Origin of the sequence: Isoptericola halotolerans (assembly GCF_045689585.1) — a bacterium.
GTDB lineage: Bacteria > Actinomycetota > Actinomycetes > Actinomycetales > Cellulomonadaceae > Isoptericola > Isoptericola halotolerans_B.
On sequence record NZ_CP140108.1, the window covers coordinates 680,575 to 703,534 of the forward strand.

Genomic DNA, 22,960 nt, shown 5'->3' on the forward strand with positions numbered 1-22,960 from the left:
GGAGCGGACGGTCACGGATTGCTCCACAACCCTGTGGACAACATCGCTGTGACCCGTCAGATCCAGGCGCGTGCCGTCGTCCGCTGGTCGTCGGTGCGCCGCTCGACCTCGGCCACCGTCGCCAGGAACGCGCCGTCGTCGACGATCGTGCCGCCGGCCCTCGCGTGCAGCAGGAGCGCCAGCCGGGCCACCATCGCCCGCATCCGGGCCCGGGCGATCACATGGACCCCCGACGGCCGCTCGAGCTCCAGCTCGTAGGCGTCCTGCGGCACCCACGAGACCCGGTACGCGTGCGGCCCGTACTCGCGCCAGTCGAGTCCCGCCATCGCACGGGGCACCCGGTCGACCCGCTCCGCCTCGACCAGGATCACGCCGTCGTACGGGGTGCGCGCCACGAGCCGGCAGCGGGTCGTGCCGTCGGCGGCGGTCTCCTCCACCTCGACCTCCGCGGTCGCGACGAGCGAGCGCAGCAGCCCGAGGAGATCGCCGCTCCCCACCGGGTGCGCGGCGTACAGCGCGAGGTCGACGGCGCCCGCGGGGTCCGGGTGCAGCAGCTGGCGGCCGTCGGCGAGCAGCACGCCCCCGGCCTTGCGCGCCACCGCGACGCCCCACTGCACGAGCCGGAGCTCCTCGCCCTCCGGCAGCCCGGCCGCGAACGCCCGGGAGATGCCGTCGCGGTCGTCCGTGGTCGCGGGCCGGCCCGCCCGCGCGTCGAACATGCCGTCCACGCGACCGAGCGCGTAGGCCGCCGCCGGACCGCTCAGGCCGACCTGGGGCGACAGCGCCTCCGGCACGGGGAACGGTCCGGCCGCCCCGTGCTGGGCGCCGACCCCCAGCACGCCTGGACCGGGCGGCCGCGACGCCTCGGTGGCCATGCCGCGGAACCGCGCGCCCGCCATCGGACGCGGCTCGGTGTCCGACTGCGGCTCCTTGAGCCAGTGCACGTCCGGGAACCAGGCGTCGGCGAGGCCCCGGACCCGCGCTGGACCCCACGAGTCGGGGACGACGAGCACATGGTTCGACGCGTGCTCCGGCGGGACGAGCGTCTGCACGTACGACATGTGGCGCAAGGTACTCCTCTCCGCCACGCGCCATCAGGCCCGCGTGTTTCCGGCTCGTTACGGCGGGTGCGCGGGCTCAGACGCCGACGTCGTGGAGGTGGTGCTCGACGTCGTGCAGGAAGTACCGCCCGAAGGTGCGCACCGTGAACGTCGACCCGTTCGAACGCTTCCCCACCCGCTCGAGCTGGTCGGCGCGCACCGTGTCGAACCGGCGCGCGACGGCCTCGCCGGCATCGGCCAGCTCGCCGGCGACGGCGTCCGGGTCGGACTCGCCGTACCGGCCCTCGACGGCCGCCGCGTCCTGGTCCCAGTTCGCGAACTCGGCGCCGTCGGTGCGCAGCATGAGCTCGAGCCGTTCGTCGAAGACCCGGAAGACGTCACGGACGTGGGCCCCGTACTCCAGCGGCGACCACACACCGGGCGCCGGCCGACGGCGGACCTCCGGCCGCGCGAGCACGGCCTGCCAGGCGGGCACCGTCGCCCGGACGGCGGCGCCGACGGCGAGCGGGTCGACCGCCGTCGGGTCGAAGCCGCACTCGGGGCAGCGGCGGTCCACGACCCACGTCCAGTCCTTGGTGTCCGGCACCACGTCACCGCTGCGGTCCTGGGCCTGCGCTCCGGTGTCATCAGTCACAGCGGCGAGGATAGCGGCCCGCGTCCTGACGCTGGATGCCTATGATGTCAGCATGCCCAAGATCATCGGCAAGAGTTTGCACGAGCACCGCCAGATGACTCGGCACAAGCTGTTCACGGCGTTGTCCACGCTCATGGCCGAGCGAGGGTTCGACACGATCACGCTGGCCGACATCGCGACGGCCGCCGGCGTGGGCCGCACCGCGGTCTACAACCACTTCTCCGACAAGGAGTCGCTGCTCCTGGGCTTCATCACCCACGAGACCGAGCAGTACGCCCTGACGCTCGAGCGAGCGCTCGCCGGTGTGGACGACCCCGTCGAGCAGCTGCGCACCTACATCCGCCAGCAGGCCCAGCTCGCGCGGGTCTTCCACCTGGCGCCCGGCCCGGACCTGCGCACCGTCCTGTCCCGGTCCACCCAGGCACGGCTGCGCGAGCACGCGGAGATCGTGGAGTCGATCCTCAAGCGGATCCTCCACGACGGCATCGCCGTCGGCTCCTTCCCCCGGCAGGACATCGAGCCGACCGTGCAGCTCGTGAACGCGTGCCTCTCCGGCCGGCTCATCCCCGAGGAGCCACCCGCCCGCGAGCGCGCCATCAGCGCCGCCGAGACGTTCGTGCTGCGGGCCGTCGGCGCCCGGCCCGTCCTGGCCGCCTGAGCCGGCTCAGGGGCTCACGGGCTGTCGATGCCCGGGTGCTCCGGCTCCCAGGCGTCCGCGGGACGGTGGCGGTGCTCCGGCGGCGGCGGTGTGTACGGGACCGGTTCCGGCGACAGGTAGGCCCGCGCGAACTCGAGGCCCGCCACGAGGTCGGTGTGCCGCTCGTGCGCGTCGTACGCCTTGCGGGTCGAGATCTCCAGCACGACGTCCCCGTCGAACCCCGAACGCACCAGCTCGGTCAGCACCTTGTCGCAGTGCATGTCACCGCGACCGGGCACCAGGTGCTCGTCGCGGGCGTTGAACGTGCCGTCCGCCAGGTGCACGTGCCGCAGCCGGTCGCCGAACTCCTGGAGCAGGCTCAAGCCGTCCTGCTGCGCGATGGCGGCGTGCGACAGGTCGAGCGTGACGGCGTCGTAGCCGTGCTCCATGGGGTCCCAGCCGGGCAGGTAGGCCTTGAGCTCCCGGTCGAGGCGCGAGTGCGGGCGCCACGGGTACATGTTCTCCACCGCGACGGTCACCGGGCTGGAGGCGTTGAGCTCGCGCACCTGCTCCTCGAAGCTGCGCGCGTAGCGGTACTGCCAGCGGAACGGCGGGTGCACGACGACGGTCCGCGCCCCCAGCTCGCCGGCCATGTCCACCGCCTTGGCGAGCTTGTCGGCGGGCGACCGCCCCCACACCCGTTGACTGACCAGCAGCGTCGGGGCGTGGATGGAGCGGATGGGCATGCCGGTGTCGGCCGCGAGCCGCGAGAGCGCCTGCGGGTCCTGGGTCGCCGGGTCCGACCAGACCATCACCTCGACGCCGTCGTAGCCGATCTCGGCGGCGGACTCGAAGGCGAAGGCGGCACGGCGCGGATAGACCGACGCTGTGGAAAGCGTCACGGGGATCGCCGGTTCGGTCATGTCTCTCACCCTACGGCCGAGATCTGGACGTCTGCTGATCACGCTACCCGTGCGCGCCCCTGCCCGCGCAGCAGGTGTGGATAGGCTCGTCCCATGGTGAGCGCGGTGGTCTTCGACGTCGGCGAGACCCTGATCGACGAGACCCGCATCTTCTCCCGGTGGGCGGACCGCCTCGGCGTCCCCCGCGGAACCTTCCTCGGACTGATCGGCGCCTGCGCCGCCACCGACCGTCCCCTGGAGCACGCGTTCGAGCTCGCCCGGCCCGGCATCGACCTGCCCGCCGAGATCACCCGCTGGGCCGTCGACGACCCGGACGACCTGCGCGAGAACTTCGACGCCGACGACCTCTACGACGACGTGCGTCCCGCCCTGGCCGCCCTGCGCGACGCCGGGTACGCCGTCGTCGTCGCCGGCAACCAGCCGCCCCAGGCCCGCCGGGCGCTCGAGTCCATGGACCTGCCCGTCGACAGCATCCGCACGTCCGACGAGTGGGGTGTGGAGAAGCCCGACCCGGTGTTCTTCGCGCGGGTCGCCGACCTCACCGGGGTCCGGCCGTCGGAGATCGCCTACGTGGGCGACCGGCTCGACAACGACGTCCTGCCGGCCGCCGACGCCGGGATGCGGCCGGTGCTGATCCGTCGCGGCCCGTGGGGCTACCTGCACGCCGCCCGGCCAGAGGCCGCGCGCGTCGACGTCGTCGACAGCCTGCACGAGCTGCCGGCCCGGCTCGGCTGACTCAGTCGCGCAGCGGCACGCCCTTGGCGTCGCGGGAGAAGCTGCCCGTCTTGTCGGTCAGGTAGAGGATCCCCTCGATCAGGCCCCAGATCGCGACGGCCCAGGACAGGAACCCCAGCGACAGGACCGTGATCAGCAGCATCGTCAGGCCGAGCCCGGTGTACCCGAGGTAGAAGCGGTGGATGCCCAGCGAGCCGAGGAAGATGCCCAGCAGACCCGCCGCGATCCGCGACCTCGCGTTCGGGTCGACGTAGCCGTACTGCTGGTACGGCTGGTACCCCGGCTGCTGCTGGTACGGCTGGTACCCCGGCTGCTGCTGGTACGGGGAGGGCTGCTGCGCGGGCGGCTGCTGCTGGTACGGCGGCTGGTACGGCTGCTGGTACGGCTCACCCGAGGGCGACTGCTGCGGGTCGGGGGGCGGCGGCTGGTCGGACACGAGGGGCCTCTCCGGACGGGTGCGGGTACCACCGGAGAGTATCGCTCGCCGGCCCTGCCCCCCACCGGCCGTCCCTCGTCCCGGACGGCTCAGCCCGTCCAGCCCAGGCGCCCGAACGCGTCGAGCATGAGCAGCACACCCACGATGCCCAGGACCCAGCCCGTCATCTCGGCGGCGTTCTTCGAGAGCCACCGCTCCAGCCGGCGCAACCACGGGTCGACCCGGCGGGCCGCCGCCCAGCGGGCCACGAGCAGCAGCAGCGCCGGCAGCACCATCACGACGCAGTACAGCGCCAGGACCCCCACCGTCACCGGCGTCGCGAGGTCCGACGCCGTCAGCAGGCCGATCGCCGCGAGGTACGGCAGCATCGTGGCCACCTCGAGCGTCACCGCGCCGAGCGCCAGCCCCATGAGCGGCAGCACCGGCGACGAGGTGCCGGGGTCGAGGTCGAGCGCGCGTTCGCGCCACCGCACCAGCCGGCCGGGCCGCCCGCCGTCCTTCTCGGCCCGGCGTGCGGACCGCTTGCCGTCGAACCGGAAGCTGAGCACCAGCAGACCGATCCCGAGCACGAGCTGGACCAGCAGCACCGGTCGCGACTCCAGCACGTCGCCGTACCGCTCCAGCACCGCACCGGCACCGAGCAGCACCGCGACACCGATCAGGAGGTAGGCGACCGCGACCGTGCCGAGGTAGGCGAGCACCCGCCCGGCCCGCACGCGGCCCGGGGCGAGCAGCAGCCAGACGGGGACGAGCAGGGTGCCGAAGCTGGTCGAGTCCACGAGTGCGAGCACGACGAGCACGCCGGCCATCGCGACCAGCCCACCCTCGGTCGCGACGAGATCCACGGGGAGGTCCATGCCCCGAGCATCGCCCGGTCAACGGCCCGGCGGCGTCGGCCGGACGGATGATCCTCGCGGCCGGGACGCGGACGCCCGGCACGCGGCCGTACATCTTTCCGCCGATCCGCGACCCGACGCCCTGTGCTGGGATGGGTCCGTGAGCACCAAGACCCCGCCCGCCCCGAGCCCCCGCCCGCGCGGGCTCCTGCGGGCGTGGACCGGCGAGAACCTGCTCGCGGACGTTCTCGGCGCCGTCGCGGCCTTCGTCCTCGGCATCGTGCTGCTGGGCGTCGGCCTGGTCGACCTCGTCTCGGAGGTCGGCCCGCTGGGATCGGTCGAGCCGGAGCCGTGGTGGCGCGTCGCGCTGCTCGCCGTCGGCTGCGTGGTGCTCCTCGCCAAGCGCACGCACCCGCTGCTCGCGCTCGGCGCAGGTCTCGTCGTCGTGTCCGTGGACCTCGTGTGGGGCGGCAGCCTGGCGATCCTCCTCGTGGTGCTGTGGGAGCTGCTGTTCGAGGCCGTCCTGCGGACCGGCCGCACGGCGCGCACCTGGTTGTGGACGGCCGCGGCGACGCTCACGCTCGCCGTCGCGGTCGCCGCCGGGGAGGCCAGCCAGGAGCTGCGCTACTTCGTGTTCGCCGGTCTGCAGATGGGCGCGGTCGTCGTGATGCCGATGTGGTGGGCGGACAACGTGCGGCAGAAGGCCGAGCTCGCGGAGCTCGAGCGAGCGCGCGCCGACGAGGCCGCCCGGGCGGCGGAGCTGGAGCGCGAGCGCGCCGCCGACCTCGCCCGCATCGCCGCTCTGGACCGCCACGAGGCCGTCCAGGCCGAGCGCGCGGCGATGGCCCGCGACCTGCACGACGTCATCGCGTCGCACCTCTCCTCCATCGCGATCCACTCCGGCGCGGCGCTCGCCCTGCCGCTCGACCCGCAGCGGGACCGCACCGCCCTGGAGCAGGTGCGCGAGAGCTCGGTCGCCTCGCTCACCGAGATGCGGTCGATGATCGAGCTGCTGCGCGCCGACGTCCCGCAGGAGCCGCTCGTTGCTCCAGGGCGCCTCGACGGCCTCGGCGAGCTGGTGCGGTCGGCGCGTTCCGCCGGTGACGACGTCACGGTCCACGACCCGCAGCAGGTCACCGAGCGGTCCGTCCCCGCCGCCGTCGGTCAGGCCCTGCACCGGATCGCCCAGGAAGCGCTGACCAACGCCCGCAAGCACGCCCCCGGAGAACCTGTGACGGTCGCTATCGACGACGGCGCCGGGCTGACCCTGCGAGTCAGCAACCCCCTCCCTTCGCTGTGGGTGCACGACGCGCCGTCGGATCACGCAGGTCAGCGGTGCGTCGTGCACCCACAGCGAGGGGAGGGGCCGCTCAGCGCGGGCACCGGGCTGATCACCATGCGCGAGCGTGCCGAGGGCCTCGGCGGGACGTTCACCGCCGGGCCGACGGCGGACGGCGCCTGGCAGGTCGAGGCCGGTCTGCCCGTGGGTGAGGAGGTCGTATGACCGTGCCGAGGAGCCGACCCGTCCGCGTGCTGCTCGCCGACGACCACTCCGCCATCCGTGCGGGCCTGCGCCTGCTGCTGGAGGCGGCCGACGACGTCGAGGTCGTCGCCGAGGCGGCCGACGGGGACGCCGCCGTCACCAACACGCGGGCGCTGCGTCCCGACGTCGTGCTCATGGACCTGCGGATGCCCGGCACGGACGGCGTCGAGGCGACCCGGATCATCGCCGCGGAGGGGCTGGCGGACGTCCTCGTGCTCACGACGTTCGACCTCGACGAGTACGTCCACGGAGCCCTCGACGCCGGGGCGGCCGGGTTCCTGCTCAAGTCCGCCGAGCCGGCCGACCTGCTGCGCGCCGTGCGCCAGGTCGCGGCGGGCGACGGGGTGCTCGCGCCCGAGGTGACCCGGCGCGTGCTCGCGCGGCTCGGCGAGCCCGCACCGCCGCCGTCGTCCCCCGCCGCACCGCCGCCCGGCCCCGGTGCACCGCCGCCCGGCCCCGGCGCCGGCGCCGACCCGCGGCTCGACGACCTGACACGCCGGGAGGTCGACGTGCTCGCCGCCCTGGGTCGAGGGCTGTCGAACCAGGACATCTCCGCCGAGCTCGTCATCTCCGAGGCCACGACGAAGACCCACGTGTCCCGGGTGCTCACCAAGCTGCAGGTGCCGTCGCGCATGCAGGCGGCGGTGGTCGCCCGGCAGTGCGGTCTCGCCTGACCCGGACCTACCCGGTGCGTCGGCCCGCCGCTAGGCTCGGCGGGTGCTGACCAAGACCGCCGTCACCGACGACCAGGTCTCCGCCGTGCTGGCGGCCGTCGGGGCCGTCCACGAGGTCGAGACGCTCGCAGGCGGGATGTTCGCCACCGTCCTGCGCGTCACCCTCGCCGACGGACGGCTGGTGGTCGTCAAGGTCACCGGCGCCGACACCGGCCGGATGCTGCGGTACGAGCACGGGATCTCCGGGACGGAGGCCGACGTCTACCGCCGTGCGCACCGCGCCGGCCTGCCCGTGCCCGCGCTGCTGCGGGTGGACCGCAGCCGGGAGCACGTCGACGGCGACGTCGTCGTGACCGAGCACGTGCCCGGGGTCCTCTGGGAAGGGCTGGACCTGGACGCGGCGACGACGCACCGGGCGCGGCACGAGCTGGGCGGGTTCATGGCCCGCCTGCACCGCCTCACGGGCGACCGCTTCGGATATCCCGCGCCGGAGTCCGGGCTGAGCCGGACGACGTGGCCCGACGCCTTCTCGGCGATGGTCGAGGCGGTGGTCGAGGACGCGGAGCGCTGGGGAGTGACGCTGCCGCACGACCGCCTGCGTGCCGCTGTCGGCGCCCACCGGGACGTGCTGGCGGTCGTCACCACGCCGCGCCTCGTGCACGCCGACCTGTGGCCCGGCAACGTCCTGCTCGACGTCGATCACCACGACCTGGCCGCTGTCGTCGACGCCGAGCGGGCCCTGTGGGGCGACCCGGTCTTCGAGCTGGTCGGTGCCGACCAGCTCGGGGCGGGCGCCGTCGACCCGCACGTGCTGGCCGGGTACCGGGAAGCCGGCGGCGATCTCGGCCTCGGGGACGGGACACCCGGTGCCGGCGACCCGGACGCCTGGGCGCGGCTGCGCCTGTACCGGGCCTACTTCGCGTGCCTGCTCGTCGTCGAGATCGTGCCGCGCGCCTACGCCGGGGACTGGGTCGCCGGGTACGCGGCGACCGCTCGTGGCAACCTCGAGCGGATGCTCGACGAGCTCGGGGCCTGAGCGGCCGCCCGGTCAGCCCCGCAGCGGGAGCGTCAGGGTGGTGCTGCCCTCGGGCGTGACACGCACCGGCACGCCCCAGTCCTGCTGGGCGAGGTGGCAGGCCGGGAAGACGTCCGGGTCCGGTGCGCCGTCGGGGCCGAGCGGCACCTCGTCGCAGGAGGCGGCCTTCGCGGTCACGTGCAGCACGCCCTCGAGCACGTCGGGATCGAGCCGCAGGGTGCGGGTCAGGCCGGTGCCGTCGCCCGCCCCGTCGAGCAGCAGCCCGGGCGGTGTCGCGCTGACGCGGAGCTCGGTGGAGGGCCCGAACCGGTCGTCGAGCTTTTGTCCCGGCGCGGGGGTGAACGGCACGTCCAGGTGCAGCGTCCCGGCACCGATGTCGGTGGGTGTGCGGGCGACGCGGTGCGCGCCGCCGTCGAGCACCTCGCCGGCGAGGTCGGCGGGCAGGGCGATCCGGGTCAGGCGGTGGGCCGCCGACTCGACGACGAGCAGGTGGACGCTGCGACCGTCGGTGTCGGCCTGCACGACGACGTCGCTCGGCTCGGCGAGCCCGGTGGCCAGGGTGGTGACCTCGCCGGTGGCCGGGTTGTGCCGGCGCAGCGCGCCGTTGTAAGTGTCGGCGACGACGACGGACCCGTCCGGGAGCGTGGCGACACCCAGGGGGTGCTGCAGCAGCGCGTCGGCGGCCGGGCCGTCCCGGTGGCCGAAGTCGAACAGACCCTGCCCGACGGCGGTCCGCACCTCGACGTCGGCGGCACCGTCCGGTGCGACGTGCCGCAGGGCGGACGTCTCGGCGTCGGCGAGCCAGAACCCGCCGTCGGCGTGCCCGCCGGCGTCGAGCGACGGCGCGAGACCGGACGGCTGGGCGAACCACGCGGTGCTCCCCGGGCCGTCCTCGAGCCCCTCGTTCATCGTGCCGGCGAGCAACCGGATCGATGCCCGTGCGGGGTCGAACGCCCACAGCGTGTGGTTGCCCGCCATCGCGACGACGAACGCACCGAGGGGCTCGGACCAGGCGACGTCCCAGGGCGAGGAGAGGTTGACCCGGGTGGCCGGGTCCTCGTCCCCGGGCGCGTGAGCACGCCGACCCTCGCCGGGGACCTCGACGTTCTCCGGCCCGCCGACCATGTGCTGCCGGCCGGTCCCCGCGACGGTGTACACCTGCCCGGTGCCGAGATGTACGCCCCGCAGGGCGTGGTTGACGGTGTCGGCCACGAGCACGTCGTAGCCGAGGCGGGACCGCAGCTCCGCCGGCACCAGGCACAGCCCGTTCGGCTCGCTGAACCGGGCGTCCTGCGCGCCGCCGCCCGGCCCGCCGTCGACGAGCCCCCGCTCACCGGAGCCGATGCGTCGGACCAACGTCTCGCCGTCGGGCGCCAGCTCGGCGAGCGAGTGATGACCGGCGTCCGCGACGAGCAGGTTCCCGCCCGGCAGCTCGACCGCCTTCGCCGGGAAGCGCAGGGTGCTGGGCTCGGGCGCCGGCGGGACGTACGGGTCGTCCCCGCGGTGCAGGGTGCCCTTGGCCTCGTGCTCCGTGACCAGGTCGCGCACCAGGGCCGCGATCGCCGACGCGTGGCCCTCCCCCGCCATCTGCGCCACCACGTATCCCTCGGGGTCCACGACCACGAGCGTGGGCCAGGCGCGGGCCGTGTAGGCGTCCCAAGTCGTCAGCTCCGGGTCGTCGAGCACGGGGTGGCGCACGTCGTACCGCTCGACGGCGGCAGCCAGGGCGTCCGGGTCCGCCTCGTGCGCGAACTTCGGGGAGTGCACACCGACGATGACGAGCTCGTCGCGGTGGTTCTCCTCGAGCTCGCGCAGCTCGTCCAGGACGTGCAGGCAGTTGAGGCAGCAGAAGGTCCAGAAGTCGAGGACGACGACACGGCCGCGCAGCTCGGCCAGCGTGAGGTCCCGGCCGCCGGTGTTCAACCAGCCTCGGCCGACCAGTTCGGAGGCTCGGACGCGGGGCAGGCGGGACGAGGAAGTCACCAGAGCATTCTGCTCCGGACTCCGTGAACTTCGAAACCCACGAGCTTCTGGCGACGCGGGATCCGCGGCCGGCCCTTCGCCGTACGCGTTCAGGCGTCCTCAAGGAGCCGGTTCAAGCTCTCCTCGAACCTCTCCGCCTCGGCCCCTTGCGCCTCATGATGCAACGAGAGCAGGACTTCGCGTACCCGACCCAAGTTGTCGGCGTCAAGACGAGGGAAGAGCGCGGACAGAGCTTCCGAAGGCCCGTCCGCGTGCGGCCGCGAAGCGGCCTTGGGCGATGGCACGAAGTTCACGTTCAGGACTGGGGGCGTCGCCTGCTCCTCGACCACGGCCTTCGAGTACCGCTTCGCCCGAGACGCCGAGGATCGCGCCCAGCCGCTCCCACGACAGGCCCTCGCGCTTGGCTTCGACGACAGCTCGGCGTAGATCACGCTCCGCATACGACCGCCGCATCGCAGCGAGGGCCGCCCTGCTGCGGGTCGACGGCTCGCGAAACGTGCTCCGGTCGCTGACCCCTCGGCAAGCTCCCCGCCGTACGCGATCAGTTCTTCCAGGTTCCGTGCCACGTCGATCACCGCCTTGGGTAAGGCATGGCGTGGATCACGAGGTATCCACCACCGTAGTAGGGGGGAGATGAAGATGATCTCGAGGTGGTGCCCGCTGCGGGTCCACCCCAAGGCTCGGTAGACGCGAGCTTGAACAGGTCCTGCGTCGACCGGCTGGTCCGTGTTCGTCCACGTCCACGTCCACGATCCCAACATACGTTGCCTGCCCCCGGACGTCCGTTGCGCCACGGGGCTCCCCCCCCCCACGCCGCCGGCCTGCGAACGCCCGCACGCTGACGCACGGTAGGGATCGGGAGGAAGGAGGTCCCGCCATGCCGAAGACCACCCCACGGGGCGACGCCCGCCAGAGCGAGCTGCCCTCGACCCTGCAGCGCTCCGACGACAAGGCGCAGCGCACGTTCGCGAAGGCGTACGACTCCGCGATGGACGAGTACGACGACGAGGAGCGCGCGCACCGGGTCGCGTACGCGTCGCTGAAGCACACCCACGAGAAGGTCGGCGACCACTGGCAGCCCAAGGCTGAGGCGGGGCCCTCGGACCGGGAGAGCCGCAGGGCGCGGGAGGAAAGCTCGTGACGGCGGCCGGTGGAACGTCCGGCACCCACCGATGAGCTGGGCACTGACCGGGGCGGGGGCCGCGCTCGTCCTGATCGTGATGTGGGACGTCTTCCACACGTTGTGGCACCCCACGGGTCAGGGCCGTCTCAGCAAGACCCTCATGCACGCCGTCTGGATCGCGTCGCGGCACCTGGGCACGTACGGCCGCCGTCTCAGCGGCGCGGCGGCCATGGTCGCGGCGATCGGCGGCTGGGGCGTCCTCATGGTGCTGGGCTGGGCGCTGATCTTCGTGCCCTGGATGCCGGAGCGCTTTCTCTACGCGGCCGGTGCGGACCCCGCGTCGGGCGGCAGCGTGGTCGACGCCCTCTACCTCTCTCTCGTCTCGCTCACGACCCTGGGCTACGGCGACATCACGCCGCTGGCGCCGTGGCTACGGGTCGCCACGCCGATCGAGGGGCTCCTCGGCTTCGCCCTGCTTACCGCGGCCGTCTCCTGGGTGCTGCAGGTCTACCCGGCGCTGACCCGCCGGCGCGTGCTCGCGCTACGTCTCATGACGTTGCACCGCAGCGGCGCCGTGGACGCCGTGCCCTCGATGGAGACGACCACCGCGGCGCTGCTGGTCGAGGGCGTCGCCCAGCAGGTCGGGCAGGTGCACGTCGACCTGATCCAGTACGCCGAGACCTACTACTTCCGGGACCAGGACCCGTCGACGTCGCTGGCCGACACGATCGTCCATGCGCAGGCCCTGATCGATGCCGCCGGCCGGTCGGCGCACCAGGACGTCCGCCGGCTGGGCGACGTCCTCGAGGAGGCCCTCGACGAGCTCACACGGGTGCTCGACGACCAGTTCCTGGACGAGGGGGGCGACACCGACGGCATCGTGGCGGCCTTCCGCGCGGACCACGGAGTGGATGCGGTGTCCTGATGGTGACCTGAGCCGGACGCCGGAGCCCGGGGAAGCGCTCAGAGCGCCTCGACGGCGCCCACCACGTGGACACGCACCGGCACGCCGTCGACGTCGGGCGGCACGTCCTTGCGGGCGCTGAGGCTCTGCACGTTGACCTGCAGCACCCAGTCGTGGCTGTCCCCGCGCTGCGTGAGCCCGACGCCGCACACGCCGTCGACCTGCTCGAGCGTCTCGCGCAGGGTGCTCTTGGCGGATCGTGCCTCGTCCCTCGTGACCATCGGACACCTCCCGGTGTTCTTCCATTGTGCCCCCGACCCGGCCCCGCACGCCGCGACGTGCGTCACGCTCGCACCAGGCTCGCCGGTGTGGGCAGGATGGGTGGATGAGCAACGAGTCGATCCCGTCCCTCCCCCTCAACAACGGCGTGCAGATCCCCCAGCTCGGCTTCGGCGTCTTCCAGGTCCCCCCGGACCGGACGCGCGAGGTGGTGGCGACCGCGTTGGAGGTGGGCTACCGCCACATCGACACCGCGCAGATGTACCGCAACGAGCGCGGCGTCGGCGAGGCGCTGGCCGCTTCCGGGCTCGACCGTGACGACCTCTTCGTCACGAGCAAGCTCAACAACGCCTTCCACGCCCACGACGACGCCCTGGCGGCCTTCGACCGCACGCTGGAGGAGCTGCAGCTCGACCACGTCGACCTGTTCCTGATCCACTGGCCGCTGCCCGCCGTCGACCGGTACGTCGAGGCGTGGGGTGCCCTGGAGGAGATCTACCGCTCGGGTCGGGCGCGCGCCATCGGCGTGTCGAACTTCCAGCCGCACCACCTGCGCCGGCTGATGGACGAGACCACCGTGGTGCCGGCCGTCAACCAGGTCGAGGTCCACCCGTGGCTGGGCAACGAGGACGTCCGCGCGGTGGACACCGAGCACGGCATCGTCACGGAGGCGTGGTCGCCGCTCGGCCGGGGGCAGGTGCTCGAGGACCCGACCGTGGTGCGGATCGCCGAGAACCTCGACCGGACGCCGGCCCAGGTGGTGCTGCGCTGGCACGTGCAGCGGGGTGACGTCATCTTCCCCAAGTCGGTGACGCCCGCCCGCATCGAGGAGAACTTCCGGCTGTTCGACTTCGAGCTGTCGCAGGCCGACATGGCGGACATCACCGCCCTCGACCGGGGCGAGCGCATCGGCTCGCACCCGGACGAGATGAACAACACCGGCCGCTGACGCCTCGACCGGCCACCGCCGGCCCCGATCGCTGTGGGTATGAGATCTCCTGCCTCGACCCCGTTCGAGGCGGGAGATCTCATACCCACAGCGATCGGGGTGGGTGGGTCAGGTGGCGTGGCGGGTGGTGCGGATCCCGACGAGGAGCCCGCCCGCGCACGTCACCGCAGCGGCGACCAGCCCCCACAGCACCACGGGGTCGGTGACGTCCCCGGCGAAGAGCGCCCGCTCGGCGTCGACGATGTACGTCAGCGGGTTGAAGCGCGCCGCGACCTGCATCCACCCGGGACCGGCCTCGAGCGGCAGCATCATCCCCGACAGGATGAGCAGCGGGAAGATCAGGGCCTGCTGCACGCCCCAGAACAGCCACTCGCGGTTCCTGGCCGCCAGCCCCAGCGCGTAGGACAACGCCCCGACCCCGACGCCGAAGATGCCCAGCAGCACCAGCGCGGCCACGGCGTGCAGCGGGTTGAACCGGAACCCGAACGGCAGGCACAGCACCGCGATGAGCAGCCCCTGGACCACCAGCGGGGCGAACTCCTTGAGCGCGCGGCCCACCAGGATGGCCGACCGGTCGAGCGGCGTCGCGAGCACCCGCTCGTAGGAGCCGGTCATCAGCTCGTACAGCAGGTTGGAACCGGTCATGGACGTGCCGAACAGCGAGATCATGACGATCACGCCCGGCACGAACCACTGCAGCGTGTCCGCCGTGGACATCCCGGTCCCGCCGAACGTCCCGGTGAGCAGCGGTGCGAACAGCCCGAGGAACACCAACGGTTGCAGCAGCGAGAAGATGAGCGTGAACGGGTCGCGCAGCATCAGCAGGATCTCGCGGGTGAAGACCGCGCCGGTGTCGGCCACGAACTTGCCGGGCCCGGTCCGCACCACGATGCGGGCCTCCTCCTGCGTGGCGACGCCGGTCGCCTCGGTCCGGGTGCTCATGCTGCGTCCTCTCGGCGGGCCGCCTGCTGCATCGTCGAGTCCTCGCGCAGGCTCCGGCCGGTCAGGTTGAGGAAGACGTCGTCGAGGCTGGCCTGCTGGGAGGTCGCCGACGTCGTGAACAGGCCGGCGGTGCGCAGGGCCTCGATCGCCTCGGGGAGCCGGTCGGACCCGTGCGACGTGGCCACCCGGACCCGCAGCCCGTCGGACCCGTCCGGTGTGCCGCCGTCGGACACGGTCACCTCACCGGGGTGCGGCGCGTCGCGCCCGACGACGGCGGCGAGCGCCGCGCCGACGGCGTCGGCCGAGCCGCCGCGCACGGTGAGCGTGAGGACGTCGTCGGCGTGCTCGCGCTTGAGCACGTCGGGGCGGGCGTCGGCGACGATCTCGCCGTGGTCGATGACGACGACGCGCTCGGCCATGTCGTCGGCCTCCTCGAGGTAGTGGGTGGTGAGCACGATCGTCATGCCGTACCGCTCCCGCATCGCGACGATGTGGTCCCACAGGTTGGCTCGCGCGTGCGGGTCGAGCCCGGTGCTCGGCTCGTCGAGGAACAGCAGCGGCGGGTGGTTCATCAGGCCGAGGGCGACGTCGAGCCGCCGGCGCTGGCCACCGGAGAGCGACTGGACGGTCCGCTTCTCGAGCCCGCCGAGCTCGAGGGCCTCGACGAGCTCGGCGGCCCGGCGCTTGTACTCGGCCGGCGCGAGCCCGTAGAACCTCCCCTGGTTGTGCAGCTCGTCGCGGACCTGGTAGCTGAAGCCGCCGCCGTTGCCCTGCCCGATGAAGCCGAGGCGGGCGCGCACCTGCGCGGGATGGGTGCCGACGTCGTACCCGGCCACCGTGGCGGTGCCGGCGGTGGGCTGCAGCAGGGACGTCAGCATCCGCAGGGTGGTGGACTTGCCCGCCCCGTTGGGACCGAGGAACGCGACGAGCTCGCCCTCGGACACGTCGACGTCGATCCCCTTGACCGCCTCGACCGTCTCCTTGCCTCGCGTGAAGGTCTTGGTCAGACCCCTCGCTCGGATCATCTCGACCCGCCTCTCGTACGTTGTACCGGAATGGTGGAGCGGATTGAGCATACACTGTACGAGAATGCCGAGGAACCCCGACAGAGGAATCATGACGAGCAGCCTGCCGACGTCCGCGCCCGCCGACAGCGAGCGCCGTCTCGCCCTGCTGTGGGACCCGCCGCAGCCCTCCGCCCGCGGCCGCAGGGCCAGGCTCAGCCTCGACGAGGTCGTCGACGCCGGGACCGCCGTCGTCCGCGAGGCCGGGCTGGACGGGCTGTCCATGCGCAAGGTCGCCGCCCACCTCGGCGTCGGCGCCATGACCCTCTACACCTACGTCCCGGGGCGCACCGAGCTGATCGACCTCATGATCGACCGCGCGTTCGCCGAGCTCGACCTGCCCGTCGCCGACCAGGCGTGGCGCGCCGCCATGTCCCGGTACGCCCGCGAGCACCGCGACCTCTACCTGCGGCACCCGTGGATCCTGCAGACCAACATGTGGCGGCTCCCCCTGGCCCCGCACGTGCTCGACGCCGAGGAGGCCGGCCTGCGGGTGCTCGTCGGCGCAGGCCTGCCCGCCGCCCAGGTGGTCGAGGTCATCGGGCTCGTGGACACCTACGTGCGCGGCGTCGCGCGCGCCTCCGTGGCCGAGCAGTCCGAGGGCTCGGAGTCCGGGCTGAGCAACGACGACTACTGGGAGTCGATGTCCACGTTCTGGAGCACCTACTTCGACCCCGACCGCTACCCCACGATGACCCGCGTCTGGGAGGCCGGGGGCTTCGACACCGGGCACGCCTCCTTCGACGCCACCCTCGACCGGCTGCTCGACGGCGTCGAGCTCGCCATCGACCACGCGGCAGCCTGACGCGTTCCTGCCACCTTCAGGATATGGCCCACCCCCGGTCTTGCCGCAAGGCCCCCCTGAGGCCTGACCATGGTCGCCTCGACGAACAGGGGGACCACATGATCGACGTCATCGTCGTCGGCGGCGGACCGACCGGGATGATGCTGGCGAGCGAGCTACGGCTGCACGAGGCCCGGGTGACCGTCCTCGAGAAGGACACCGAGCCGACGCCGCAGGTGCGATCGCTCGGGCTGCACGTGCGGAGCATCGAGATCCTTGACCAGCGCGGGCTGCTCGACCGGTTCCTGGCCCACGGGCGGCAGTTCCCGGGCGCCGGGCACTTCGCCGGGATCGACAAGCCGTGGCCCGCTCCGCTCGACACGGCGCACGGCTACGTCCTCGGCATCCCCCAGCCGCTCACCGACCGGCTCCTGACCGAACGGGCCATCGAGCTCGGCGCCGAGATCCGCCGCGGCTGCGAGGTGGTCGGCCTGGCGCAGGACGACGACGGCGTCACGGTGGACCTGGCCGACGGCAGCCAGGTGCGAGCCCGCTACGTGGTCGGCTGCGACGGAGGGCGGAGCACGGTGCGCCGGCTCCTGGGCGTCGCCTTCCCGGGAGAGCCGCCCACCGCCGAGTGGCTGACGGGCGAGATGGAGGTGACCGCGCCGGCGGAGGAGGTGGCCGCGGTCGTCGCCGAGGTCCGCGAGACCCAGCGTGGGTTCGGCGTCGGGCCGTCCGGCGACGTGCTGCACCGCGTCGTCGTGCCCGCCGCCGACGTCGCCGAGGACCGTACCGCTCCCCCGACGCTCGACGAGGTCCGCCGGCAGCTGCGGGCCGTCGCCGGCACCGACTTCGGCGTGCACTCCCCGCGCTGGCTCTCCCGGTTCGGCGACGCCACGCGGCTGGCCGAGCGCTACCGCAGCGGACGCGTGCTCCTCGCCGGTGACGCCGCGCACGTACATCCGCCCTTGGGCGGGCAGGGCCTCAACCTCGGCATCCAGGACGCGTTCAACCTCGGCTGGAAGCTCGCCGCCACCCTCGATGGCTGGGCTCCCGACGGACTGCTGGACAGCTATCACACAGAGAGACACCCCGTCGCGGCTGACGTGCTCACCAACACCCGGGCCCAGTCCACCCTGCTCTCCACCGAACCAGGGCCCCAGGCCGTCCGTCGCCTGCTCACCGAGCTGATGGAATTCGAGGAGGTGAGCCGGCACCTGATCGAGAAGATCACTGCCCTCGGTGTCCGCTACGACCTCGGCGACGGGCCCGCCCGCCTCGGCACCCGCCAACGCGACGTCCACCTCGACGGCGAGCGTCTCTACGAGCACATGCACGACGGACGCGGGCTGCTCCTCGACCAGACGGGCGCGCTGACCGTCGACGGCTGGTCGGACCGGGTCGAGCTCGTCGCCGGCACCAGCGACGAGCTCGACGAGCCCGCCGTCCTCCTCCGTCCGGACGGGCACATCACCTGGGCCGGGTCCGACCAGCGCCGCCTCGCCGACGCCCTGGCGAGGTGGTTCGGCGCGCCCACTCCGTAGGAACGCTCCGTGACGCCGTAGATCGGCCGATCCGGTCGCCGAGGACGCCCATCGGGTCGAGGAATCCTCAAGGTTCACGTTCGCTCGACGTCACCAGGTACGCGCGCACGGCGGTGGAACGGACCTTCGTCGGGCAGGATGTCGTCATGGAACGCCACGCCGTGGTCGCGATCCCCGAGGGTCTGCACGCACGCCCCGCCGCGCTCTTCGCCCGCCTCGCCGCCGACCAGCCCGTCGCCGTCCGCATCTCCCGGGACGGGAGCCCTCCGGTCGACGCCGCGAGCATCCTCGCGGTCATGACGCTCGGCGCCGACGCCGGGACGCGGGTCACGCTCGCCGTCGAGGTGCCCGACGGCGCGCCTCAGGCCGAGACGGACCGCGCCCGCAGCGCGCTCGACGCCCTGGAGGCGTTCCTCACAGACCCAGGTCGGTGAGGACCGGCCGGATCGCGTCCCGCACGGCGTTGCGGGCCGCGACCGGGTCGTGCTCGGCCAGCGCGACCCGGGCGAGCTCCTCGCACTCCTCCACCGTCACCCGGGCCAGCACCGCCGCGACGTCCGCCAGCGCACGCGGGGTCATCGACAGCGACCGCACGCCGAGCCCTACCAGCACCGGTGCGAGCGTCGCGTCCGCGGCCGCCTCGCCGCACACCCCCATGGGTCGGCCGTGCGCGGCGGCGCCCTCGCAGGAGAGCCGCACGAGCTCCAGCACGGCCGGCTGCCACGGCGTCGAGAGCCCCGCGAGCTCGCCGAGCATGCGGTCCGCGGCGAGCGTGTACTGGATGAGGTCGTTGGTGCCGAGGCTGCCGAACGCAGCCCGGGCGAAGATGTCCGCCGAGCGCAGCGCCGCCGCCGGCACCTCGATCATCACGCCCGCCGTGTCCAGCCCGTGCCGGGCGCAGGCGCCGACGAACTCCGCCGTCTCGGCCGCCGTGGCGACCATGGGCGCCATCACCCACACCTCGGCGTTCTCCGCCTCGGCCGCCACGGCGATCGCCTGGAGCTGGCGGTCCAGCACGCCGGGGCGCGTCGCCGCCGTGCGCAGGCCCCGGACGCCGAGCGCTGGGTTGGGCTCGCCGTCGGACGTGACGAACGGCAGCGGCTTGTCGGCGCCCGCGTCGAGGGTCCGGACGACGACCTTGCGGTCGGGGAACGCCGCGAGGACACGACGGTAGGCGGCCACCTGCTCGGAGACCGCCGGCTCGGTGCTGCGTCCGAGGAAGCAGAACTCCGTGCGGAACAGGCCCACGCCCTCCGCCGACGCCTCGATCGCGGCCTGCGCCCCCGCCGGGTCGGCCACGTTGGCGAGCAGCTCGACGCGGGTGCCGTCCGCGGTGCGACCACGCCCGTCGAACACTCGGCGCGCGGCCTCGCGCTGCTGCGCGGCGGCCACCGTCTCCGGGTCCGGGTCGCGCACCACGACGCCCGCCCCGCCGTCGAGCAGCACCGTCTCCCCGTCCTGGATCTTCTCGGCGCCCCGGACCGCCACGACGGCCGGGATCCCCAGCGCGCGCGCGAGGATCGCGGTGTGCGAGGTGGGGCCGCCGCCGCTGGTGACCACGCCCAGCACGACGTCGGGGTCGAGCGTCGCGGTGTCAGCCGGGGCGAGGTCGTCCGCGACGAGCACGAACGGGTGGTCCGGGCGCGGCACGCCGGGCGGCCGCACCCCGATGAGCTCGGCGACGATCCGGTCCCGCACGTCCCGCACGTCCCGGGACCGTTCGGACAGCGGCGGGCCCAGCTTCTCGAGCTGTTTGACCAGGGCGCGCGCCGCGTCCCAGATCGCCCGCTCCGGCGTCAGCCGGTCGGCGCGGACCAGACGCTCGGCGTCGGCCGCGAGCGAGGGGTCGGCGGCGATCGCGGCCGTCACCGCCAGGAGGTCGGCCGCGGTCCCCGTCACGTGCCCGGCACGCTCCGTCAGGTCGTCCCGCACGGTCGCCGCCGCAGCGGCCAGGTGCTCGACGGCGGTCTCGACGTCGGCGCTCGCCAGCCGGGTGGTGCGCGGCTCCGGCACGGGGTCGGGCATCGTGACGGCCGGGCCTGCCGCCCGCCCGGGGCTGACCGGCGCACCGGTGAGGGTCGTGCTCATCGACCGTGACCTCCGTCCGCCCGGCGCCGCGCCGTCCGGCGTGCGCACGAGACCATTGGCTCGCACAGTGGCCGATGCGGCACCCTGTGTCAATATCCGGCACGCCGCAGGTCGCTACCTCCAGGAGTCCGATGCCCCTCTCCGTCCGCTCCCCCGTCAGCGGGACCGTCGTCCCCGTCGCCGACGTCCCCGACCCCGTCTTCGCCGAGGGGATGGTCGGCCCGGGCACCGCCGTGGAACCGGTGGGCCGTACCGCGCTCTCCCCCGTCGACGGCACGGTGGTCAAGCTGCACCCGCACGCCTGCGTGGTGCAGGTGCCGGACGGGCCCGCCGTGCTCGTCCACCTCGGCGTCGACACCGTGCGCCTGGCCGGCGAGGGGTTCTCGGTCCGCGTCACCGAGGGGGCCACGGTCCGCGCCGGCGACCCGCTCGTCGAGTGGGACCCCGAGGCGGTCCGCGCCGCCGGGCTCGCCGCCGTGTGCCCCGTCGTCGTGCTCGAGGCCGCTCCGGAGTCGGTGCACCTCGTCGCCGCCGCCGGCACCGTCGTCGCCGCCGGCGAACCGTTGCTCCAGGTCGACGGCTGAGACGTCGATGGCGCACAAGTACCTCGCCGTCCGCTCCCACCTGGCCGACCTCGTCGCCCGGGAGCTCGCCGTCGGCGACGCCGTCCCGTCGGAACGCGCCCTGACCCGGCAGCTCGGCGTCTCGCGCACCACCGTGCGCCAGGCGATCGACGCGCTCGTCATCGAAGGTGTCCTCGAACGCTCGCAGGGGCGCGGCACGTTCGTCGCACCACCGCGTGCCGACCTGGAGATGCGGCTGACGACGTTCGGCGAGGAGGTGCGCCGCCGCGGCATGACGCCGGCCTCCCACGTGCTGGAGGCTCGCACCACCCCGTGCCCCGCCGCCGTCGCGGAGCTGCTGGCGCTCGCCGTCGGGGACCCCGCCCACCGCGTGCTGCGGGTCCGCACCGCCGACGGCGAGCCGTGGGCCGTGGAGGACGCCTGGATCCCGGCCGCCCTCGCCCCGGACCTCCTCGACGAGGGCGTACCGGAGTCCCTGGACCAGGCGCTGCGCGACCGCGGCCACGTCCCGACGGGTGGGGAGGAGACCATCACGGCGGCGGACGCGACCGCCGACGAACGCCGGCTGCTGGCGATGGGAACGACCCACGCCGTCATGCGCATCGAACGCCGCACGTACGCCGAGGACGTCCCGCTCATCCACTCCAGGTTCAGCTACCGCGGCGACCGGTACAGCGTGTTCGTGCCGCTGGGCGAGGCCCGCTCCCCCGTGCCCCGGTGGGCATGAGCGGCCCGGGGAGCCGTGGGCGCGATCAGCGCAGCCGCACGCCCAGCGCGTCGAGCACCGTGTCGATCGGGTTGACGTAGGTCAGCCCGGTCCCGCCCGTCCCCCCGGTCTCCGAGCCGGCGAACAGCAGCCCGAGCGCGACGCCGTCGGACCGGTACACGAGCGACCCGGAGTCACCGCCGCGGGAGAACGGCCCGGTCGAGGTCGACTCGACCTCGACCTGGCCGTCGAACGCGAGCACCCCGAGCTCCGGGCCGTACCCGACGAGCACGTCGTCCATCTCGATCGCGGAGACGCGGCCGTGCGTGTGCCCGGTGGTGCGACCGATCTTCTCGACCGTGTCGCCCGGCACCGCGGCCGCCGTCGTCGTGATGCGGCCCACCGGGTAGTCCAGGTCCACCTGCGGGTCGTCGAGCAGGGCGAGCGCCGCGTCGACCGAGGCGCGCTCACCGCGGGCGAGGGGCACGACGGCGGCCACCGTGCCGACACGGTCGTCGGGGTCCGTCCCGCCGTCCGCCGGTCCAGGCTGCAGGACGCCGTCGCCCGGGACGCCGTCGAGCACGTGACGGTTCGACAGCACGTACAGCGCGTCCGGCCCGCCCGGCAAGACCGGGGCGCCCGCAGCCGGCGACGTCCCCGGACCAGGGTCGGCGCCGTCCGCCGCGACGACGAACCCGCCGAGCGTTCCTGCCGTCACGTCGACGTGCGCGACCGACACCCCGGGGCGCAACGGGCGGACCCGGCCCGTCTCCCCGACGGCCTGGGCAGTGGCGACCGGCGGCTGCGGCTGCAGGACGTCCGCCCGCACGCTCCCCCGGCGCCCCGGTCCGAGCCGGCGGATCCGGCCGGTGCGGCGCACGTCCGGAGCCTCGCCCGCCTCCGCGACCACCTTGCGCACGACGGCGCGGGCCGCCGGCACCCCGAGCCGGTAGCGCACGGCGATCTCGTACTCCCCGGTACCGGCGGCCGGGGCGATGCCGATCGCGAGCGTCGGGGCGCGGACGGCGATGTCGGCGCCCCCGTCGGCCGACAGCGCACCGACCGCCGCCCCGTAGCGTTCAGCCAGGTCACGGGCGTAGTCGGCGAGCTGCGCCTTCGTCTCGCGGGCATGCGTGAGGTCCATGGTGGGAGTCTGTCGTGCCCGGGCGGGCGGCAGCCGTCCGGCACGCCGGGCGGGTGAATCCACGTCAGACGAGAAAGTTCACCCGGTCCGCGTCACGAAACGCCACCTCGTCCCTCTCAAGCAAGTGATGAGGAATCCGACGATGGACGACGTCCGCTCCGCGGTCGACTGGGCCCTGAGCCACGACCTCGCGGCGCTCCTGGCCTACCGTCAGGTCGCTCACCTGGACAAGGGTGCGCGCTGGCAGGCCGACGCTGCCCTGGTGGCCCGGTGGCACGACGCCACGGGCGACGGCAGCGTGCATGCGCGGCAGCTCGTCACGGAGCATCCGCGCACGCACTGCTGAGG

26 protein-coding genes are annotated in these 22,960 nt (G+C 73.7%); 14 read left to right on the top strand and 12 right to left on the bottom strand.

Annotation, left to right across the window (positions count from 1 at the left end):
* Nucleotides 1-56 precede the first annotated feature (56 nt).
* Both UQW22_RS03235 and UQW22_RS03240 read right to left on the bottom strand, forming a co-directional pair.
* Complete coding sequence (locus UQW22_RS03235; RefSeq protein ID WP_407319404.1) at nt 57-1,061, bottom strand: hypothetical protein; 1,005 nt, start codon at nt 1,059-1,061, stop codon at nt 57-59.
* Nucleotides 1,062-1,137: 76 nt separating this feature from the next.
* Nucleotides 1,138-1,695 (bottom strand): DinB family protein, encoded by a 558-nt coding sequence (locus tag UQW22_RS03240; RefSeq protein WP_407319405.1) that lies wholly within the window; start codon nt 1,693-1,695, stop codon nt 1,138-1,140.
* Between the two features lie 52 nt (nt 1,696-1,747).
* Here UQW22_RS03240 and UQW22_RS03245 point away from each other — a divergent pair, with 52 nt between their 5' ends.
* Entirely contained in the window at nt 1,748-2,353 is a 606-nt protein-coding gene (locus UQW22_RS03245; RefSeq protein WP_407319406.1) for a TetR/AcrR family transcriptional regulator, read from the top strand.
* Nucleotides 2,354-2,367: 14 nt separating this feature from the next.
* On the opposite strand, the gene UQW22_RS03250 is transcribed toward UQW22_RS03245, so the two are convergent.
* Nucleotides 2,368-3,255, bottom strand: coding sequence for a sugar phosphate isomerase/epimerase family protein (locus tag UQW22_RS03250; RefSeq protein ID WP_407319407.1), 888 nt, complete (start codon nt 3,253-3,255; stop codon nt 2,368-2,370).
* A gap of 93 nt (nt 3,256-3,348) precedes the next feature.
* Here UQW22_RS03250 and UQW22_RS03255 point away from each other — a divergent pair, with 93 nt between their 5' ends.
* A complete protein-coding gene (locus UQW22_RS03255; RefSeq protein ID WP_407319408.1) occupies nt 3,349-3,990 on the top strand; it encodes an HAD family hydrolase in 642 nt (213 codons plus the stop codon).
* A gap of 1 nt (nt 3,991) precedes the next feature.
* On the opposite strand, the gene UQW22_RS03260 is transcribed toward UQW22_RS03255, so the two are convergent.
* Together UQW22_RS03260 and UQW22_RS03265 are read right to left on the bottom strand one after the other, a co-directional pair.
* A complete protein-coding gene (locus UQW22_RS03260) occupies nt 3,992-4,426 on the bottom strand; it encodes a TM2 domain-containing protein (RefSeq protein WP_407319409.1) in 435 nt (144 codons plus the stop codon).
* 89 nt (nt 4,427-4,515) lie between these two features.
* Entirely contained in the window at nt 4,516-5,283 is a 768-nt protein-coding gene (locus UQW22_RS03265; RefSeq protein WP_407319410.1) for a GAP family protein, read from the bottom strand.
* A 139-nt stretch (nt 5,284-5,422) separates the two neighbouring features.
* Between UQW22_RS03265 and UQW22_RS03270 the strand changes: the two genes are divergently transcribed.
* From UQW22_RS03270 to UQW22_RS03280, 3 genes are read left to right on the top strand one after another with little or no spacing between them, the layout of a single operon-like run.
* The gene (locus UQW22_RS03270) at nt 5,423-6,766 is read left to right on the top strand and encodes a sensor histidine kinase (protein WP_407319411.1); all 1,344 of its coding nucleotides are present in this window, start codon (nt 5,423-5,425) and stop codon (nt 6,764-6,766) included.
* Entirely contained in the window at nt 6,763-7,479 is a 717-nt protein-coding gene (locus UQW22_RS03275; protein WP_407319412.1) for a response regulator, read from the top strand. Before UQW22_RS03270 ends, UQW22_RS03275 begins: the two co-directional genes overlap by 4 nt.
* Nucleotides 7,480-7,522: 43 nt before the next feature.
* Nucleotides 7,523-8,515 carry a phosphotransferase family protein gene (locus UQW22_RS03280; RefSeq protein WP_407319413.1) on the top strand — a complete coding sequence of 331 codons (993 nt, stop codon included), beginning with the start codon at nt 7,523-7,525 and terminating at the stop codon, nt 8,513-8,515.
* 12 nt (nt 8,516-8,527) lie between these two features.
* Here the strand turns inward: UQW22_RS03280 and UQW22_RS03285 are convergent, their stop codons facing one another.
* Nucleotides 8,528-10,498, bottom strand: a complete 1,971-nt coding sequence (locus UQW22_RS03285; protein ID WP_407319414.1) for an NHL domain-containing thioredoxin family protein — start codon at nt 10,496-10,498, stop codon at nt 8,528-8,530.
* 89 nt (nt 10,499-10,587) lie between these two features.
* Entirely contained in the window at nt 10,588-10,929 is a 342-nt protein-coding gene (locus tag UQW22_RS03290) for a hypothetical protein (protein ID WP_407319415.1), read from the bottom strand.
* A gap of 446 nt (nt 10,930-11,375) precedes the next feature.
* Between UQW22_RS03290 and UQW22_RS03295 the strand changes: the two genes are divergently transcribed.
* Nucleotides 11,376-11,639 carry a ChaB family protein gene (locus UQW22_RS03295; protein ID WP_407319416.1) on the top strand — a complete coding sequence of 88 codons (264 nt, stop codon included), beginning with the start codon at nt 11,376-11,378 and terminating at the stop codon, nt 11,637-11,639.
* Between the two features lie 31 nt (nt 11,640-11,670).
* Complete coding sequence (locus UQW22_RS03300; protein ID WP_407319417.1) at nt 11,671-12,546, top strand: potassium channel family protein; 876 nt, start codon at nt 11,671-11,673, stop codon at nt 12,544-12,546.
* A gap of 38 nt (nt 12,547-12,584) precedes the next feature.
* Here the strand turns inward: UQW22_RS03300 and UQW22_RS03305 are convergent, their stop codons facing one another.
* Nucleotides 12,585-12,806: a hypothetical protein gene (locus tag UQW22_RS03305; protein WP_407319418.1), complete on the bottom strand. Its 222-nt coding sequence runs from the start codon at nt 12,804-12,806 to the stop codon at nt 12,585-12,587.
* Nucleotides 12,807-12,910: 104 nt separating this feature from the next.
* On the opposite strand from UQW22_RS03305, the gene UQW22_RS03310 reads away from it, so the two are divergent.
* On the top strand, nt 12,911-13,753 hold the full coding sequence (locus tag UQW22_RS03310; RefSeq protein ID WP_407319419.1) for an aldo/keto reductase: 843 nt from the start codon (nt 12,911-12,913) through the stop codon (nt 13,751-13,753).
* A gap of 108 nt (nt 13,754-13,861) precedes the next feature.
* Here the strand turns inward: UQW22_RS03310 and UQW22_RS03315 are convergent, their stop codons facing one another.
* Nucleotides 13,862-14,695 carry an ABC transporter permease gene (locus UQW22_RS03315; protein WP_407319420.1) on the bottom strand — a complete coding sequence of 278 codons (834 nt, stop codon included), beginning with the start codon at nt 14,693-14,695 and terminating at the stop codon, nt 13,862-13,864.
* On the bottom strand, nt 14,692-15,720 hold the full coding sequence (locus tag UQW22_RS03320) for an ABC transporter ATP-binding protein (RefSeq protein ID WP_407319421.1): 1,029 nt from the start codon (nt 15,718-15,720) through the stop codon (nt 14,692-14,694). Before UQW22_RS03320 ends, UQW22_RS03315 begins: the two co-directional genes overlap by 4 nt.
* A gap of 91 nt (nt 15,721-15,811) precedes the next feature.
* Between UQW22_RS03320 and UQW22_RS03325 the strand changes: the two genes are divergently transcribed.
* The 3 genes from UQW22_RS03325 to UQW22_RS03335 all read left to right on the top strand — a co-directional run bounded on the left by UQW22_RS03325 (nt 15,812) and on the right by UQW22_RS03335 (nt 18,524).
* Entirely contained in the window at nt 15,812-16,564 is a 753-nt protein-coding gene (locus UQW22_RS03325; protein WP_407319422.1) for a TetR/AcrR family transcriptional regulator C-terminal domain-containing protein, read from the top strand.
* Between the two features lie 98 nt (nt 16,565-16,662).
* Nucleotides 16,663-18,090 (top strand): rifampin monooxygenase, encoded by a 1,428-nt coding sequence (rox, locus tag UQW22_RS03330; RefSeq protein WP_407319423.1) that lies wholly within the window; start codon nt 16,663-16,665, stop codon nt 18,088-18,090.
* A 146-nt stretch (nt 18,091-18,236) separates the two neighbouring features.
* Nucleotides 18,237-18,524 carry an HPr family phosphocarrier protein gene (locus UQW22_RS03335; RefSeq protein ID WP_407319424.1) on the top strand — a complete coding sequence of 96 codons (288 nt, stop codon included), beginning with the start codon at nt 18,237-18,239 and terminating at the stop codon, nt 18,522-18,524.
* Here UQW22_RS03335 and ptsP read toward each other — a convergent pair.
* Complete coding sequence (gene ptsP / locus UQW22_RS03340; protein ID WP_407319425.1) at nt 18,505-20,178, bottom strand: phosphoenolpyruvate--protein phosphotransferase; 1,674 nt, start codon at nt 20,176-20,178, stop codon at nt 18,505-18,507. The genes UQW22_RS03335 and ptsP overlap by 20 nt on opposite strands.
* Nucleotides 20,179-20,309: 131 nt before the next feature.
* On the opposite strand from ptsP, the gene UQW22_RS03345 reads away from it, so the two are divergent.
* Complete coding sequence (locus UQW22_RS03345; RefSeq protein WP_407319426.1) at nt 20,310-20,762, top strand: PTS glucose transporter subunit IIA; 453 nt, start codon at nt 20,310-20,312, stop codon at nt 20,760-20,762.
* 7 nt (nt 20,763-20,769) lie between these two features.
* Nucleotides 20,770-21,489 carry a GntR family transcriptional regulator gene (locus UQW22_RS03350; RefSeq protein WP_407319427.1) on the top strand — a complete coding sequence of 240 codons (720 nt, stop codon included), beginning with the start codon at nt 20,770-20,772 and terminating at the stop codon, nt 21,487-21,489.
* Nucleotides 21,490-21,514: 25 nt separating this feature from the next.
* Here the strand turns inward: UQW22_RS03350 and UQW22_RS03355 are convergent, their stop codons facing one another.
* On the bottom strand, nt 21,515-22,612 hold the full coding sequence (locus tag UQW22_RS03355; protein WP_407319428.1) for a hypothetical protein: 1,098 nt from the start codon (nt 22,610-22,612) through the stop codon (nt 21,515-21,517).
* A 142-nt stretch (nt 22,613-22,754) separates the two neighbouring features.
* On the opposite strand from UQW22_RS03355, the gene UQW22_RS03360 reads away from it, so the two are divergent.
* Entirely contained in the window at nt 22,755-22,958 is a 204-nt protein-coding gene (locus UQW22_RS03360; protein ID WP_407319429.1) for a hypothetical protein, read from the top strand.
* Nucleotides 22,959-22,960: the final 2 nt, after the last annotated feature.